Below are 17,607 nucleotides of genomic sequence, written 5' to 3'. Positions count from 1 at the left end.
CGTGAATGGGATGCGCATGGGCAACTGGCGGGCGTTATCTACCCGGACGGCCGCCGGGATACGCTGCGCTGGAATGAGCGTGGTCAGTTACAGGCGTGGCGCGATGCGCAGAACAGCGAGGTACGCTGGCAGTATAACGCGCTGGGCCAGCCGGTGAGTGTGACAGACCGGCTCCGCCGGGTAAAACGCTGGCATTATGACGTGCGTGGGCAGTTGCTGCGGCTGGAGAACGGTAACGGTGCGGAATACCGCTTTGGGTATGATGCGGCAGGTCGCCTGGTGAGCGAGCGACGGGTGGACGGTGTTGAACTGACGTTCCGCTATGACGAGGCGGGCTACCTTTGCCAGCGATCGCAGCGTGGTCAGGCGGCGAATGATGAAGCCATACCGCACGTTTACCAGCATGATGTTGCCGGGCAACTGGTTCGCCGCGCCCATGCCCATGCCGTGTTTCATTATCAGCATGATGACCGGGGACGGCTGGTTTCGCTGAAACGCGAGCCCAGTGAAGCGGGTCTTGCGCTGGGTATCAGCGCGGATGAGGTCAGGCTGAGTTATGATGCGGCGGGCTATCTGTCGGGTGAGCACGGCAGTGGGGGCGACATTGCCTACCGGCGGGATGCGCTGGGGAATGTGAGCACCCTGTCACTGCCGGATGGCGACGAACTGCACTGGCTGCGTTACGGTTCAGGGCATGTCAGCGCGGTGAAATTCAATCATCAGGTGGTGAGTGAGTTTACCCGTGACCGGCTGCATCGGGAGATAACGCGCACACAGGGACGACGCGAGCAGCAACGAACGTATGACCGTCTGGGCCGTCTGACGTCACAGCGTAGCGCGTTGTGGGAAGTGGCGGAGCCGGAGCAGCGGATACTATCACGGGCGCTGAGCTATACGGCATCCGGTGAACTGGCTTCGGTCAGGGATAGCCTGCGGGGTGACGTCGAGTACGATTACGATGCCGAAGGGCGTCTGGTGAAACGGGCAGATGTACACTGGCAGGTTCACCACCGGGCGTACGGGTATGATGGAGCCGATAACCTGCGGGATGCGGAAGACCGGCATGGTATCTTTCCGTTAGCCGATAACCGGCTGCTGCACTGGCGCAATCTGTGGAACCAGTATGATGGTCAGGGTAACCTGACGCGGCGGCGTGAAGGCGCAACAGAGCAGTATTATCAGTATGATGCGGATAACCGTCTGGTCGCGGCGCGTGGCCGGGGGCCGCAGGGCGAGTTCGTGGCGCGATATGGCTATGACGCGCTGGGAAGGCGAACCGGTAAAACGGTGACCTGGTGTGAGAGCGGGGAGCAGGAAGAGACCCACTTTCTGTGGGAAGGCTACCGATTGTTGCAGGTCAGGCAGCCTGACCGGAAAGAGAGCTACGTGTATGACCCGACGGTATGGTGGTCGCCGTTAGCACGTATCACACAGCAATCAGGATCGCGTGAGGGCGATATCCGCTGGTTCATCACGGACCTGAATGGTGCCCCGCTGGAGATGACGGATGCGGACGGCTCGGTCCGCTGGAGCGGTGACTATGGCAGCTTTGGCCGGCTGCTCGGGCAGACACAGGACAGTGAAGGACTGCGCGACGGCAAGACAGTGGAGCCGCAGCCGCTACGTTACGCGGGGCAGTACGCGGATGACGAAACCGGGCTGCACTACAACCTGTTCCGCTATTACGACCCGACGGTAGGCCGGTTTACCACACAGGACCCGATAGGGCTGGCGGGCGGGATCAATCTTTATCAGTATGCGCCTAACCCGCTGAGTTGGGTTGACCCGTTGGGTCTGACGCCTGTTGATGCTACTGGTTATAGTGTTTATGGATTGTTTGATTCAGGAGCTAAAGAGCCTTACTACGTCGGTATTACTAATGATATAGACAGGAGAGCGGCCGAACATCTTGAAACCGGTCGGTTATCTCCAGGTTCAAGAATGCGCGTACTCGAGGATAATGTTAATTATGGACAAGCTCGTGGCTATGAACAACATTATATAGAACATTATAAAACCAGAACGGGAACTATCGGTGAAGATATATCCTCAACGAATCGAGGGAATAAATATAACTCATTTGATCACTCTAGGACTGATTCTCGGGCACAGGCATTTAAAGATGCGTACAACAGCAAAAGAAATGGCACAGGAAAATCAGGAGGGAAATGTGGATGAGTGACTTTAAGTTTTGGGGATGGGAAAAAAAGCCAAGAACCATGCTGCGCTTCGTCAAGCCGGGCGACATATTTTGCTTTAGAATTAATGATAATAAATATGGTTTCGGTCGTATTATATCCAAAATTACGGCCGGGCATGTGGCTGAAGTCTTTAATTTATTTCTGTCTGAGCCAATTATAGAAGACGATGAGATTATTCATGCTGAGCGTGCATTTACTCCGCTAGTTATAGATACATATGGGTTATTTGATAAAAAAGTCGAGCCTAATGGCGACTGGAGAATAATTGGGCGTCAAGAAGATTATACTCCTAAGGATATGGATGGGGTTTATTTTTCATTTGGGATAGGAGACTCCTGCAAGAAGAAAGATATATTTGGTAATGTGTTTTCTATAACAGAAGAGGAAGCTGAGTTACTACCAGAGCTAAGCCCAAATACTGATTATGATATAAAGAAACTTATAGAGAAAATTTAATCAAAAAAAGCTGGAAGTGTTCGAAAAGACTCTTCCGGCTATTCGGGCAGACACAGGATAGTGAAGGGACTATGCGACGGCAAGGCGGTGGAACCGCAGCCGTTACGCTACGACAACCTGCTCCGTTATTACGACCCGACGGTAGGCCGGTTTACCACACAGGACCCGATTGGGCTGGCGGGCGGGATCAATCTTTATCAGTATGCGCCTAACTCGTTGAGTTGGGTTGCTCCACTTGGCTTGGCGGCTACAGGTGATTATGGGCAAATGCCAGTTATGCCGGGTTATCAGAAGCATCACAATATTCCTCAATCTATGTAAATTGATCTTACCCAGCAATAGTGAACACGCAACTAAGTGAGTAAACTTTCAACCAGGGGTGATTACTCATGACAAATCCAGCATCAACCAATAAAAATCTCCGTAAGCTGCATTCGCCAGAGTTCTGCGAGGGGCTCTGAATCTGGCTGAGCATATTGCTGTCGCTGTCGCTGTCGCTGTCGCCGGACGCCAGCTCAGCCTGCATGAATCACAATTCTACGCCTGGCGCAGCAAACAGTGACAAATGACGTCAACAGAACGTGAAAATGAACTCGTCGCTGAAAATGCCCGGCTAAAGCGACAACTGGCTGAACAGACTAAGGAATTGGCCATCATCCAAAAAGCAGTGACAGACTTCACGAAGCGCCTGAAATATTGAGTGCGATTACAATCGCTGGCGACGCCACAGTGCCTGTGGCAGTCTCAGCCCGGAACAATTTGAAAACCAGAACCTCGCTTAGGGTTGTGTCCACATTAGGTGAGTAGGATCATAATTAATGAGACAGGGAGGTAGCGATGCCTGAAAGCAGAACATTATCGAGTGGGGAATATGGCACTGAAAGCGCTGAAGCGTCGGTGCCGACATTATCGTTTGATCTGGCGTTGGCGATGATACGTCAGAAAACGGAGCCGGATTTGTGCGACTGGCTGTTGTCCACAGTGACTTCTGTTTGGCAACCGCAGGGTATAATTCTTGGGTTGGTTGATGGCTGTGGCAGGCAGTTATTGTGTTGTGGCCGTGTTGGTGATGAACCTGTTGCGTTAGCGCTGGAGGTGGATGATTTTAGCCATCCACTGGCCTATGCGCTGCGTGAAAATAAGGCGCATGCTTGGTCATCGTTGAATGCGGGGGCTCGTATTGAACACCCGCTCTTTCAGCAGGTGCTATCGGGACTGGGGGCAGACTGTGGGATGTATGCCATACCGCTGTTGTCAGAGAGCGGCAAGGTACTGGGACAACTGGCGCTGTTGGATACGCCGGAACGCCTGCAGCTATGGCATGACGGTGGCGAAGGTAACCTGTTGGCTCAGGTGTTTTGCAACCAGTTGAGTCTGCTGCGTGAGTTGGTGGGAGCGCAGCAGGTAAGGTTGACACTCAGGGCGTCTGTTGAACGGGAGCGGGATGAAACGCGTCAGCAGGCACTGCTTACGCGAATTAAGGACACCTTGATCGGCCAGTCATTAGTCATGAAGGCGTTGCAGCAGAAGGTCTGCCAGGCTGCCGGACATAACCTGTCAGTGTTGATCCAGGGAGAAACGGGTACAGGCAAAGATGTGGTCGCCCGCCTGCTGCATCAATGCTCTGTCAGAGCCGACGGACCCTTTGTGGTGATTAACTGTGCAGCTCTCCCTGAGAGTCTGATCGAAAGCGAGTTGTTCGGCCACCAGAAAGGGGCATTTTCTGATGCCCTGAGCGACAAAGTTGGTCTGGTAGCGCAGGCCAATGGCGGTACGCTGTTTCTGGATGAGGTCGGCGATATGCCGCTTTCCATGCAGGCCAAGTTGCTGAGGGTGCTGGAAACCCGGTGTTTTCGTCCATTAGGGGCCGAACAGGAAGTACATTCGGATTTCCGGCTGGTTGCTGCCACGCACCATACGCTGAAGCAGCACGTATCCGACGGTGCGTTCCGTCAGGATCTGTACCACCGGTTGTGTCAGTGTGTATTGCATGTGGCACCGTTGCGTGAACGTACGGAGGATATCTCACTGTTGTGCCACCATTTCATCGCACAGTGCTGTGAGCGGGAGCAGAAAACTCCGGGGGTGCTGGCATCGTCATTCCTGCAACAGCTATGTAGGTACGATTTTCCTGGGAACGTGCGGGAACTGCGAAATCTGCTGGAGGTGACTTGTGCCCATTCCTCATCGGGTCAGCCGATTACGATGCAGGCTCTGCCGCCTGACATGCAGAAGAGGCTGACAAATGAGCTGGCTCAGCTGGATGAGGGCTACCAGCACGTAAAGGATTTAGGTTTTTCGGTGCGTTCGTTCGAGGCGGCGGTGATAGAGGCGCGGTTGCGGCAGTACGGTGGTGATCGTCAGGCTGCGGCAGATAGCCTGAATATGCCCAGCCGAACGTTCAACGACAAGTGTCTAAGGATGGGGATTACCTACTAATGAGGTTGTCGTGGCTGAGCACTGGCATGGCGCTTGGTGGAGCATAATCTCAACGACATGCGGGCGGTAGAAAAGTCTACTCCCGTTATTTGCTGGGTAGTGGTGACGTAAGCGAGATATAGGGGTTATTCGGCATGGGGGAGCTAAAAATCAACCTGGGATCGGATAGCAGGTAGCCGTTCAGTCGGCGTGATTTGCGCGGCCCATTGATTATGCAGGCCCAGATGTTCAGACCATTGGCTTGCTTGCGATGGATTTGCAGACGCTCGAAGCGTTTCTGTACCCACTGCCAGTCCTGCATTTTCTCTTGTTTGGCAAGTTCGCCGATCTGCAGGTGCTCTTGTGCATAGCGCTGGAAAACGCCAGGGCTGACCAGGTAGACCGTATCGTCCACGCTATGTACCAGGGCTTTTGCATCATTGATGATTATCCTTCGGGATTGAACCCCTTCTCGTAGCCACTCCATGAAATGCTCGGCCGAACGCAGTTTGGTGGGCTCAAGTTGAGGTGGTGCATTCGAGGCCTGTACCGATGTCGGCTTATTGGTAGCAATATCTGATGTGTTGTTGTCTGGTGGCGCTGTGCGAGGGGCTTCGGCTGGCATCAGCATCGCAAGCATGTCATCCATGACATCGTGTGGTGCGGTGGTGGCTTGCGCTGTTGCAAAGTCGGTGGCGGTGAAAGCGGGAGAAGTAGATATTGCGGGTTCAGTGGCGTCGGGTATTGAGTCGCTGCCGTCGGAGGGGCTGGCATCAATTGTCACTGTTCCTGCGAAGGATGCTGGACGTTCGGATGCTTCCCAGATCAATGCCGGAGAGAGTTTCAATAGCGTGAAACGATGTGACCAGCCGGACGAACTGCTGATGGTGGCTCGCCAGATTGCCTTGCCATCTGGGGTGGGTTGCAGCACGCCGTGATCCTGCAGCACATTGAACACCACTGTGTTGTTGGAGGGGATGCCATCAATGCCTTGTGACAGCAGATAGGCACGCAGCTTATCGGATACCGTCTTGCTCACCAACCACAAGGCATCTTGCGTAAGCCAGCCATCGGATGCTTGTGGCTGATTCAGTTTGAATTCTTCTTTCAGCAGGTAGCGCAGACCATCGAGCAACTTGCGCTGCAGGGCATGTTTCGGTGCAGCCATTACCTTATCGGGATCTCCCCCCAACGCTTGTGCGACTGATGCCTGGTCGGCTTTGACTATGAGTTCGCCCAGCACACCGGCATGCTCATACTGGCCAGCCAGCATATACAACAGTGAAACCCACAGGGATGGGTAGCTGCTGAGCCAATCGAGTATGCGGGGATCGAGCACTTGGTGGTAGAGCAAACTGGTTGCAGTACTATGGAGACGATACTCACGATCTTCCCGGTAGCGAAAGCGGTATGGACGTTTTAATGAACCATGCCACGGGTGCCAGGTGCTGCCGTCCTCTTGCTCGACGTGCAGATCTACTGCGATCTTGCCGATGTCATGCAGCAGCGCAGTATAGGCGACAGCGGCTGTCCAGGCTTCTTCCTGTGCTGCCTGATCTTCTGGCGGCGAGCCTACGGGGAGTAGATGAGACTGGCGCAGCTTCAGGGCGAAGGCGACAATTTCCAGACCATGATCCAGCATGCCACCGTGGTAGGCATGGTGATGACTTTCTGAGGCCGGAAACTGTTGCACGAGTTCGGCGTAACGCTCAAAAGGAGCTCGGTACAGCCAGGCGAATTGCTTTTGCGAGAGTGAAGTACGCTGCCAGATGTGTTCCAGCAACTGTTGACGTCGAGGTGTGGCCAGCAAGGAAGCAGCTGGCTCCGGTCGGAGTAGCCCTTTTTCTGGCATGAGCGGATCAGACTTGGGTGGTGTGGGCTTTTTTCGCTGGAACAGAGTAAACATTGTGATGGCCTTAAGTGCGATATAACCGGGCCTTTTCCTTTTCCGGGTAGAGCCTTTCCCCTTGATCCCATTCCATTGCCCTTTATCGGTTTTTACCCTTGTGGAACCCTTTTGATATAGCGTTGTTTATCCGTACCATCGAGTATCAATACGGCAAGAATGAATCCTTTTTGTGCAGGGAAAGAGATGACTGTATGAACATGTGCAAATTTTTTGCTGCAAGGTGCGTTGCTATGCAATTCTTTCGGTCTGAAACAGAAATATGGCTTACTTTAAGCGAAGAACGATTTGGCAGAATTAACGAGAAATAAGAATGACGAAGGAATTTGAACGCGATATCAATGTTATCAGGCAGGAATTGACGAATTCTGAATTGGATCAGTCACGGCAAGCAACACGAACGCTGAAATATTATGTGCGGGATATCCATAATGACTTGGTAACATTGAGGTATACACGCAAACATGAAAAAGGGGAATCACAGCGCAATCTTGAGATGGCCCTTTACTTAATTGGTTTCATTGGAGTTCTGCTGGCGATTACCCGCTCAGCGGGAAGTTATAGCGAGTGGATACGAGAACATACTCTGTCATTTCGATTATGGGGTGTGGCCTTGTGTGCCATTTTTGTTGGTGTATCGCTGGAGCGCTTGTCTCTGGTGAGTTCTCTGTGGAGCTTTACTGTCACGAAGGTTTTGCTATCAATTGTACTGTCGGGGATGGTGATCTATGCACGCCGGTCAGGCTGGTATTTATGTGTATTAACTCTGACTTGAGCTAAATAGCTTCTCATAATAGTGCTATTCTTGTGAGAGATGACATCCCGCTAAATAGCTTCTCATATTACCGCTCCACTTTAGCCAGGCCAGGTTGGTTGCCGGGAAATGGTGAAGCTGCATTCATAAATTGCGTTACCTGTTTCAGTAACTGCCACAGGTACCGGCACTGATGGTTTCGCGTTATTGTTTCGTGTAACGACAGCCACAGTCGCTCTATCGGATTCAGCCACGGCGAATAGGTCGGCAGAAACAGCAGCCGGAACTTGCTGTTCTCCGCCAGCCAGCACTCCACTTTGTGGCTTTTATGGATGATGCAGTTATCAACCGCCAACGTAATAGTTTTCGCCCGCCGGTATATGCGTCGTAATGCCTCTAACAATTGGATAAATAAGTCAGAACTCTTGCTGTTGCCACTAACGTAGGAGACTCGGCCCGTCATCGAATGCAGTGCGCCAGCCAGATAATCTTTCTGGTTCTGTCCCGGCGTGGCGATACGCTTCTGCTGCCCTTTGGACATCCAGTCGGCACCGATTTTCGGGTTCAGGTCGATATCGACTTCATCCTGATAAAACACAGGATTAGACGCTGATCCCTGAGCCAGCGCCTGCTCGATGGCAAGCCGCTTTTCATCATAATGCGGGTCCCTGATTTTCAGCGTCGGTGCGGCCCTGCGCCAGACCATACCGGCCTGTTTGAGGTATCGGTACAGGGTGGAGCGGTGAAGCGTCACGTCAAAAAGCCGGTTGACGATACGGGTCAGTAACTCCGTGCTCCAGCGGGAGCGGAAATCCTTCGGTGAACGTTGAACCAGCAAGGGATGCACACGCTGGATATCGGCGACCGGCCAGCAAGGCGCACGACCGGGCCTGAGGCTCTTGAGTCCTTCAACACCCTGTAAACCAGTTTATCCATCTTCCGACGGATGAACGCGCAGCACAGAGCAGTCTGGCCACCTCGGTGACGGTCATTCCCCGATGCAACATCAACATGGCAATGAGTCGTCTGGCATAATTTTTATCGCGGGTTTGTTGGGCTTCTTTGCACATCAGTTGTCGTTCTTCATCAGGGATTGCTGCTATGATCGGCATCGCTCAGTCCGGTTGGTGATTTGGGATATTTGGCGATTGATCAGATCGCTCAATTCGGACTGAGTTCCCTTCAAGTGATCTACTATTTGGCGATAATGAAATGGACACCTCCCCATATTGGCTTCAGTGAACCATGCTGTAAGTGTCATCCAACAGCACAATGAAGAGGTGTCCCATGGAACAAATTATCGGAATTGATCTGGCAAAGCGAGTTTTTCAGGTTCATATCGTTTCTGCACAAGGCGAGAAAAAGGTGAACAAAATGATCACTCGTGAAAAGCTGATGGCTTTTATTGCTCAGCAACCCTTGTCCAGAATTGTGATGGAAGCGTGCGGGAGTGCCAATTACTGGTCCCGCCAGTTTAAGACATTCGGGCATGACGTCAGACAAATCAGCCCGCAGTATGTATCGCCCTTCAGAATGGGAAATAAGAACGACAAAAATGACGCTACCGCTATTGTCGAGGCTGACAGTCGTGCGGGAATGCGCTATGTACCAGAAAAAAGTCTTGAGCAGCAGGATATTCAGTGTATTCACCGAGTTCGCCAGCGGTTGATGAAAAACAGAACGGCGCTGATTAATCAGATTAGGGGGCTGGGTCTGGAATACGGTATTGCGATACCGGAAGGTGCACACAAAATCATGACCTGTCTGCCCGATTATCTGGAAGACGCGGAGAATGAACTTACCGCTCTCAGCCGACAACTGTTTCACGAAATATTGCTGGAACTGCAGGACTGCCAGCAACGTATCAAAACGCTGGATGTACGCCTGGAGCAGATAAGTACACAGAACGAGGATACAGCCCGGCTGGTAAATATACCGGGTATCGGGCCACTGGGGGCATCAGCACTGACGATAGCGCTGGGTGACAGCAGAAGTTTTAATAATGGCCGACATTTTGCCAGTTATCTGGGATTGGTGCCCGGTGAGCACAGCAGCGGCGGTAAACCCAGACTTTTGGGAATAACGAAGCGTGGCGATGGTTATCTGCGCGGCTTGCTTATCCATGGTGCCCGCTCCGTGGTTTATCGTACGGTTAACTTCCCGGATGAGCGGTGTAGTGCCCTCCAGAGATGGCTGAAGGGTATTATTGTTCGCGGCGGCGTGAATAAAGCCGTTGTGGCGCTGGCGAACAAAAATGCCCGGGTGGCCTGGGCATTGGTAAACCAGAGAACAGAGTATAGGATTCAGTAACAATCTGATTTATAAGAAGTCCAAAGCGTTGATGTACTGACAGGTAGAACCGACTCTCTGTCAACCTGGTAAATAGCTCGGCCACAGCAGGCCATGGCGATAATGAGGCCAGAGAGTACGGATATTCATCAGGGCTCACGAAGCCGGATATATGTGTGTGACTACGTTGTCAGAAAAAAACAGCCCGTGCTTGCACTGGGTCGGTGTCCATATAAGCTATTTAGCTCTGGAGCCGCGCAATGATAAGTGGAGCATTAATGCGAGAAGCTATTTAGGATTGTCACAACACAGAGCTAAACCTTACCTGACAGGCGGCAGCTCTGTGCCAGAAGCGGAAGTTAACGACATTGTTAGGCTGCCAACTCCAAATAATAATGGTAGTAACCATGAACGATTGTGTTTCAATCATGCAAGATCTGATACCTTATATTAAGATACTCATTCGATTGGTACCAGAGCATCATCGGTTGCCGTCTCTCCCCCCGAAGCACTTAGTGCAGCTTCGATGTCCTTAGCCATATTCGACCAATTGATTGCTGCTGCTTCATCGCTTCCGTACTTACTAAGTCTCGCAAGGCCTCTGAGAAGCCATGGCAGAAAATTCCCAACAACACTATTTAAGAATGATATGAACTCCTCAAACATCGTCTCAACATTGTCAGGCTGAGCTGTGGACTTCTTGCTGCGCAGAAGTTCAAAAACCGTGCGTAAGTCCATACGCAGAAGCAAGTTTGTCATCATGTCCTCAAGGTTGTTGGCCTTGAGGACATTCCTGTGAGATTTTCCTGAGAAAATTTTCCTCAACGTTTCATTTGGCTGCTCGGGAACGTTGTTGAACAGCCCCAATAGTTCACTGTAAAGTGCACCACCAGATTTAAAGTTTTCCCCTGACAGGAATTGAAACATCAACCGACAGGTAAAAGGCGAAAATCCACTTAAATTAGCAGCATGACCGAACTCAGTTAGCCTGATTGGACTATTCATCACCGCCATTGCGCCACCAACCTGTTTGTCATCCAAAATGCTGATGATAGTCTCTGATAAAATACGTTGAATATTATCCTCTCCGTCGGTTTGCCCAGCATAAGAAGCATCAGCTAACTCTGAAACAATATTTTCAGCTTGGGGGTGCTCTGCGATGCAAGCTAATAGCTGTGTACTGAAAGTGGCCTCAATCAATTGCTGTCCCTGAGTAGATGTCTCAATCCATCCGCCGCCGAGCGTTGACATAAGTGGCGAGGATGAAAACATAACCTCTTCAAGAAGACGCTTGTTTTGCTGCGACCTTATTATGGACGGAGGACCCATTAAGTTTTGAAAGAGAATCGTATCCCCCTCAGAAAAAGCACCGGCCCTGCCGCAGCGGCCTGCTATGTTGCGGAATGTCATTGATTTCATGCTCGTGCCGCCGTCATGCATACTACTGAGCCAATGAGCCACAATAGTCCAGCGGAACGGCAGGTCTGCTCCTTCAGCAAGCGTTGTGGTTGCACAGACTACTGATAGGGCTCGTTCGCGAGTAAGCCGTTCTATGTCGCGGCGTACATCAAAGGGAAGAGATGCATTGTGGTAGGCAACTCCACATAGTAGACATTCAGCAAGAAAATCCAAATAGGGATAACGTGCGAGGATATCTTTTGCGATCCTTTGAACATCTTTGTTCTCGATATACTGGCGGCTATTCATCAATTCACGAGCAAGCAGTCTAGTGTCTAGCCTTCGAGGACACACTACCAAACCAGGCGAGCCGAGACGATTTAGAAGGTCTCGCGCTATAGATCCAACATTGATGGCAGCACTTTTCTCGTTTGCATTCGCAAAACTTGCTGGTCGAATCTGTCCAGGAAGGTCGATCTTTACAGATTCAGACATGATCGAAGTCGCTCGTTCTCCTTTAGGGCGGAGAGCATCATTACCATGAACCCAGTACATATCACCGTTTGCAAGACACATTGCCAATCGACGTGCAGTCGGTCTCCAGCCAATCTGATGAAGGTCGTCAACTTGCACGCCAAGCCACTTACAGACAAGCTGAGGCTCGGTCAACACAGCCGACAACCCTATGATGCGAAGATTCAGATTGGTTCGTTGAAGGAGACGAAGCCGTGACAGCAGACCTTCCACACGGGCCCCACGAACTCCATTTTCGAGAATATGGATCTCGTCGAAAACGACGGTACGGAGCCGTTCGATGTTTTCACCGGAGCGAAGCCATCCATCAAACCGCTCCGGCGTGGCAACGAAGATCTCTTTTTGAGAAAAGATGTTCAAGGCCTCAGACTGGAAACCACCAAACATCGGAACAACAGGTACCTCATCACCAAATCGCTTCCGTAGTGAATCTTTCACCTGTTCGCCAACGGAGACATACGGTGCTACATAGACGCATAGGCCATCATTAACTAAACCAGAGGCTATACAAGCTTCAGCTACAAAAGTTTTGCCAGTGCTTGTGGGTAGCGTCAAGAGAGTATTGCGTCCATGACTAGCAATTCGTCTCTTACTCAACAGCATGTGTTGCGGAGGTAGCAAAGTCACCATGCCTGATTTTATGGAGTTTCGGATAAACCAATTTGGAATTTCAGGAGCGTCATCTTGAAGGTTTGCTGTAGCTAATCTTTTAGCTTGGTGAGCTGCCATTCGGCCGCCCAGCATAAGAGCACCTTCCGCCATGGTGCCTGCCAACGCTGTTTCAGTAAAAAGCTTGAGTGCATGTCTGAATTCTTCATTTCGCTTTTGGCTATATTTACTGCGCAAAGCGAGATACCAGCTTCGCCGAAAAGGCTCAAATTCGATATCTTCCGAACTATATCTAACTGATTTGTCACAGGGATCGCATATTGCTACGACCATACGCAACATCAAGCTTTCCTCAACAAAGTCTGACGATATATCTAAAAGGGCTGCATGGGCACTAGGGAAATTACCATGCATTGCAAAAGCAAGTGCCGAATATAACAATAAGTCATTAATGTCGGCGTTGTTTGATGGTTTGTTTGCACTTCGCAAATGCTGTGCGGTCGACTGTAAAATACGAGCTGCTGCGATAAGAGGCTTAGCGTTGTTCTCATCATCGAGTGCTTCAAGGGTTTCGATATTAACGCGGACTTGAAAAGCGTTAATGCATTTGAGTGCTGTTGCTACATCGAGTGGATCAGCTGTCGACCATATCGGTTCAACACCTCTGGCCTTTGCTGCGGACGAAGCAGCACTATCAAGAAATTTGACTGAAACAGGTAGGTTGGTCATGGCATTGTACTTTCATTATTTGAAAGATGCACAAGGCACCTAGTCAGATTGCTTATTGCAATGCTCCAAGGTTCGATGGTCTTCTTGCCCCAGCCTTGCTTTTCAATTTCTCCAGCAACATGATCTAATGCGTTGACAGCAGCTTCATCACCGACATTGCGATCATGTACGAGAGTTGGTAGTAACCGGATACCTTTACAGTCTTTAGCTTCAGGCATGAAGAGATTGCCTACCCGCTCAATCTCTTCATCAGAGAATTCATGTATCTCTTTCAAGTAGCCCAGGAGCCAGTTAAATCTTTGACCTAACGAACCTGCTACCGTCGTTTTACCCAAGAGCTTTTCATAATCACCAATGAGTGCCGTCGCATAGGTTAGATTAACGGCGCCGGTAGTCTTTACTTCCATGATGTACAGGCAGTCTTTACTGGTATCGCCACTGGGATCCAAATGAACAATGGTGGTATCCAACCCAGTAGGGGCCCCATCTTGAAGCGGAGTAAGGGCTCCCATAAGCGCCACTGTATATCCTTTCCTTTTCCCATAAAGCCCATTAACAACTGCTACTTTGTACGACAGGAATTCACCTAAATTCCCCCGTCGACCAGTTGTCAGTGCAGTGATTTTTGGTGGCCAATTTTTGGTCACATTTGCGAGCTCGGCATAAATCCATTTGTAGAAGGTTCCACAGTCGGGATTGCCCCGCATGAGCAGTATATCCCGCCCATTAGACGATTTAAAAGGCAACTTATTAAAGGCCATTGGATCCCATTATAGTTTTAATATTCAACCATTACAGTGTGAGTGAAGCCTACACGAAGGTTACAATAAGTTCCTAATTATTGGTATGTGTGCAGATCAATAGTTCTTCATGATCAAATGCCCATTCGAAAATGATTTGTAGCACTGGGCCACTTCAACGTAAAAAGCTCACAGATACCAGGGCTGCTGGCAGTTCGTCCGAGAAAAGTACTTTAATGATTAATAATACAGCAAAAATCTATTGTAAAGCAGCCCAACATTAGTCACGGAACTAATAGAGGTCTGCTAGCTATTTATGGACTAACCCAAAAATTGTGTTGCATCCATCGGTTGAACTCACAGCTCATAACGGACCAAACAATTGCTTCGGCCTGCATTGTGCCAGGCGGGAGACATCAAAGATCAAAAAGCTCAGGTATGATGGTAGTCAACTAATCGTTAGAAAATGTTTGTGCTCCTCTTGGTTATACAATTATACTTTATGCCAAATTTCATGATTTTTTATTCAAGGTCGCCGTGATAATAATTAATTCCATTAAAGATAAACTGGAAAAATCCACAAGTCACTCTAATCCTTTTATTGGTGTTGATGAGTTAGGGAATGATTGGTTTGTAAAAACATATCTCAACGAGTCCGGTCATGAAACAAATGCGTTGTTTAATGAATTAGTAGCTTTTAATTTAGCCAAAAAAATAGGTTTGCCTTGGCCCAAAGGCCATATTGTTCAGCTTTCTGAGATTGTAAAGAGTGAACTAAATGTATCAATTTCTCATTTTATTGCATATGAGTTCATACATGCTATAGAAGAGTTGCCTGATGGTTATCAATTCAGTAATGACCAAATGAATAATCTTTATGGTAAATCAATATTTGATAATTGGCTGTCAATAGGTGATGTGAAAAATGATACTTGCAAGTTATTAAATGGCGAGTTGCTATTTATGGATGCTGGAATCGCTTTTGGGGATGATAGTTGTGATACATGGGGGGAAGATGGTTTTATCTGGAAAGATAATAAATTATTTATTGAATCATCGCCATATCATCGCGGAATTTTGCATTCTGCAGAAGGATATGAATCATGGATGAATCAAATTTGTGAAATACCTGTTGGGTTTTATCAATCTATCGCAGATAGCATCCCTCAAGATTGGCGTGTTCCGGAAAGTTACAAATCAAAATTTGTTGAGGTATTTTCGTCATCCTGTGAGAAGTTTATTCCTATGATGAAATCTTGTATTGAGTGGGAATTAAATCACCGATAATTATATTAATAACTAGGCGAAACATTCGATTCTCGCGCATAGCCGACCTAAAGTTCCATACATTTTCCCGCTCCGTGTCAGAAGTAGACATCGTGGACGCTATGGCACGTTAGGTAAGATATCTAAAAGCACATGGTCCGCTTGGGTAGGGTACTAACACTAGGAACGGAAGCATATATGATTGTAGAAAAGCTAATACCATGCTTTCCTATAATATTACGCTATGATTATTATTGACAATAACCGATTTTATTTTTATTATTTTAAACTGTAATCAATCCAATATGTAATAATAAAAAAGAAAACATTATGCCATCAAACAAAAAAACACTAAGAAAATCATTAGTTGCTGTTTTATTTAGTGGTGCAATTGCCATTGTTGGATATTTTTCCGCAGGTTTTGGGCTATTGAATGGAGTGTTTGATTTATATAAAAATATCTCAAATGAGTTTTTCCAAAGACAAGCAGAAGATAATCTCCATGTCATTTATACAGGGTCATCAATAAAATATATCGAGTCAATTTTTGGTGTTCCGGTGAAAGAGGAGCATTCGGAAGATGGTAAGGTTAATGAGTATATTTACTCCTTTAAAAAATTTTATCTGCAAGTCGTTTATGACAAAAATAACACGGTAATACTATATTCTGTAACTAGCAAAGACAAAAGCTTTCATCCTGAAATACCATATTTAGGAGGGGTGCTTGGCGATAAATTCAAAAATTTTGGTGACGATGTTGATTATTTGGAATCTGGTTATTCATCGAAGTTCTATCAATATGAAGAAGGGCACTACTTAGGGAATCCAGGTAATTATAGGAATTTTTACCTAGCTTACAATCCTGCTGGCGCTGATTACGTTGAGTTACAACCCCTTCCAGATGTTTATAATAACAAGGAGTCACCTCCAGATAAGAAACATCTTGAGGATTTCAGAAGTAATAATGCTCCGAATACCTTTGGAGTAGGTGATATACACGGAGGTCCCGATGGTCTTGAGTTGTATTATGGACTTGGAATTGATTACTATGATGCGAGAGATATTCCAGATCAAGATTAGTGTTAGGGGGTGTTCCTGACTATTTTTTGTACAATTAGGTCTATGATTTGCTCATAAAAAGTCCTTTAATTTGGCTCGTTACAATTTCCCTGATGAGGTATGGGCACTGATTTCTCCCAATGCTGCCACCTGAAAGAGGTGTTTCCGGAGGCGGACGTCCTTACTTTGTACATACACGTCATGAATGGCATGTTTTGGATGCTTTTCTCCGGTGCTCCCTGTCAGGATTTATCAGAGGAGACAGAGCCGACTAAAGCCTTATTGGAGGATATCGATATCCAGAAAAAGCTTGATGTACTTGCCTTAGCTGACAAGCTGGGTAACGTAGTAGGAGCCTCTCGTCTGAGCCGCGTGTCACGGGAAACTATTCACCGTTGTCAACAACACCGCTTAATGACCGCTTGGGATCTTAATCAGTGTTGCTGACAACGTCACAGACGGTTGGTTAAAGAAGGAGGTATTGATGCCCTCAAGCGCCAGGAGACACCAAGTTTACGGCACAAGAACCGAACAGAAGAAGCCCTGGAAAGGTTGATTATCGACTTCTCCCCACGTAATAACACCGAAAAAGACTTTGCCTGAATCGAAGGGCGTTGATAGTGTGATAACGACAAAATCGCCTGGTAATTATTCCGTCAGTATCCCTTGGACACTAATGCAATTTATGTCAATGACGTATTTCATGTTGATGCGTCGGCTTTACCTATTACCCTGTTGTTCACTACCGGGCTTATGGTATTCAAATTAATTTTGCCATTTATAATCGTCGTGGCTGCGGCTATGTTTATTATAAATATTTTATTTCTGTTAGCTTGGCTCAAGAATAAGTTTGATGGTGGGGATTCAGAGTTGCCAGTGTTGCGCCCTGTCCTTTGTGTGTTGGTTTCATCCGTTCTTCTTTTTCATGGATGGTTATGGTCCAATGAGCAATTGAGCGATGCCCGGGTGCCTGAAAAAATCTATCTACTGGCTCATGCGCTAGATTTTAATAACTCGCATCAATGCGCTAATGTTCCAGCGGGTCGGCCAGTGGTTTTTCTTGGTAATGCTCAGGACTCGGTGTTAGTTGCGCCGTATCAATTGGAAGGCTTCGACTTTACCACTTTCTTTGAAGCCTCGGTAAAAGTTCCCCAGCAATTTATGCGCATGCGATGTGAATACCAAATGGCGCAAGCGTTGCAGGAAGGGGAGTGACTTGATGTATGGTATTTCTGCTCTAAGCTAAGT

General features: G+C 48.4%; 12 protein-coding genes and 3 pseudogenes. 11 read left to right on the top strand and 4 right to left on the bottom strand.

Annotation, left to right across the window (positions count from 1 at the left end; all coding sequences use genetic code 11):
* The 6 genes and pseudogenes from FDP13_RS14805 to FDP13_RS14785 form a co-directional block, all read left to right on the top strand.
* The coding region (locus tag FDP13_RS14805) for an RHS repeat-associated core domain-containing protein (RefSeq protein ID WP_234424417.1) at window positions 1-2,178 on the top strand (2,178 nt) is incomplete at its 5' end.
* The gene (locus FDP13_RS14800) at window positions 2,175-2,657 is read left to right on the top strand and encodes an immunity 26/phosphotriesterase HocA family protein (protein ID WP_143839779.1); all 483 of its coding nucleotides are present in this window, start codon (window positions 2,175-2,177) and stop codon (window positions 2,655-2,657) included. The genes FDP13_RS14805 and FDP13_RS14800, both read left to right, overlap by 4 nt.
* A gap of 60 nt (window positions 2,658-2,717) precedes the next feature.
* Entirely contained in the window at window positions 2,718-2,978 is a 261-nt protein-coding gene (locus FDP13_RS21810; RefSeq protein WP_234424416.1) for an RHS repeat-associated core domain-containing protein, read from the top strand.
* Between the two features lie 68 nt (window positions 2,979-3,046).
* Window positions 3,047-3,353, top strand: a pseudogene (locus FDP13_RS21805) (transposase); the annotation flags it as partial.
* Window positions 3,353-3,439: pseudogene (locus tag FDP13_RS22000) on the top strand (IS3 family transposase); the annotation flags it as partial. The pseudogenes FDP13_RS21805 and FDP13_RS22000, both read left to right, overlap by 1 nt.
* A 55-nt stretch (window positions 3,440-3,494) precedes the next feature.
* Complete coding sequence (locus FDP13_RS14785) at window positions 3,495-5,096, top strand: sigma-54-dependent Fis family transcriptional regulator (protein WP_143839778.1); 1,602 nt, start codon at window positions 3,495-3,497, stop codon at window positions 5,094-5,096.
* Between the two features lie 85 nt (window positions 5,097-5,181).
* On the opposite strand, the gene mobH is transcribed toward FDP13_RS14785, so the two are convergent.
* Complete coding sequence (mobH, locus tag FDP13_RS14780; protein WP_143839777.1) at window positions 5,182-6,981, bottom strand: MobH family relaxase; 1,800 nt, start codon at window positions 6,979-6,981, stop codon at window positions 5,182-5,184.
* Window positions 6,982-7,294: 313 nt separating this feature from the next.
* Here mobH and FDP13_RS14775 point away from each other — a divergent pair, with 313 nt between their 5' ends.
* Window positions 7,295-7,756 (top strand): hypothetical protein, encoded by a 462-nt coding sequence (locus FDP13_RS14775; protein WP_199886342.1) that lies wholly within the window; start codon window positions 7,295-7,297, stop codon window positions 7,754-7,756.
* Between the two features lie 67 nt (window positions 7,757-7,823).
* On the opposite strand, the pseudogene FDP13_RS14770 reads toward FDP13_RS14775, so the two are convergent.
* Window positions 7,824-8,847, bottom strand: a pseudogene (locus FDP13_RS14770) (IS630 family transposase).
* Between the two features lie 142 nt (window positions 8,848-8,989).
* Between FDP13_RS14770 and FDP13_RS14765 the strand changes: the two are divergent.
* A complete protein-coding gene (locus FDP13_RS14765; RefSeq protein WP_234424415.1) occupies window positions 8,990-10,045 on the top strand; it encodes an IS110 family transposase in 1,056 nt (351 codons plus the stop codon).
* 438 nt (window positions 10,046-10,483) lie between these two features.
* Here the strand turns inward: FDP13_RS14765 and FDP13_RS14760 are convergent, their stop codons facing one another.
* Complete coding sequence (locus FDP13_RS14760) at window positions 10,484-13,294, bottom strand: DEAD/DEAH box helicase (RefSeq protein WP_143839776.1); 2,811 nt, start codon at window positions 13,292-13,294, stop codon at window positions 10,484-10,486.
* Window positions 13,291-14,055, bottom strand: a complete 765-nt coding sequence (locus FDP13_RS14755; protein WP_143839775.1) for a hypothetical protein — start codon at window positions 14,053-14,055, stop codon at window positions 13,291-13,293. The genes FDP13_RS14760 and FDP13_RS14755 overlap by 4 nt, the downstream gene beginning before the upstream one ends.
* Window positions 14,056-14,571: 516 nt before the next feature.
* On the opposite strand from FDP13_RS14755, the gene FDP13_RS14750 reads away from it, so the two are divergent.
* The 3 genes from FDP13_RS14750 to FDP13_RS14735 all read left to right on the top strand — a co-directional run bounded on the left by FDP13_RS14750 (window position 14,572) and on the right by FDP13_RS14735 (window position 17,574).
* On the top strand, window positions 14,572-15,321 hold the full coding sequence (locus tag FDP13_RS14750; RefSeq protein WP_143839774.1) for a HipA family kinase: 750 nt from the start codon (window positions 14,572-14,574) through the stop codon (window positions 15,319-15,321).
* A 309-nt stretch (window positions 15,322-15,630) separates the two neighbouring features.
* A complete protein-coding gene (locus FDP13_RS14745) occupies window positions 15,631-16,380 on the top strand; it encodes an ETEC_3214 domain-containing protein (RefSeq protein ID WP_234424414.1) in 750 nt (249 codons plus the stop codon).
* Between the two features lie 645 nt (window positions 16,381-17,025).
* Window positions 17,026-17,574 (top strand): hypothetical protein, encoded by a 549-nt coding sequence (locus tag FDP13_RS14735; protein WP_199886341.1) that lies wholly within the window; start codon window positions 17,026-17,028, stop codon window positions 17,572-17,574.
* The last annotated feature ends 33 nt before the right edge of the window (window positions 17,575-17,607 follow it).

This window comes from Dickeya sp. ws52, assembly GCF_007210685.1.
In the GTDB taxonomy this organism is placed as follows: Bacteria; Pseudomonadota; Gammaproteobacteria; order Enterobacterales; family Enterobacteriaceae; genus Dickeya; species Dickeya chrysanthemi.
The sequence above is the reverse complement of the archived record's forward strand: the minus strand, read 5'-3'. Positions and strand labels throughout refer to the sequence as shown.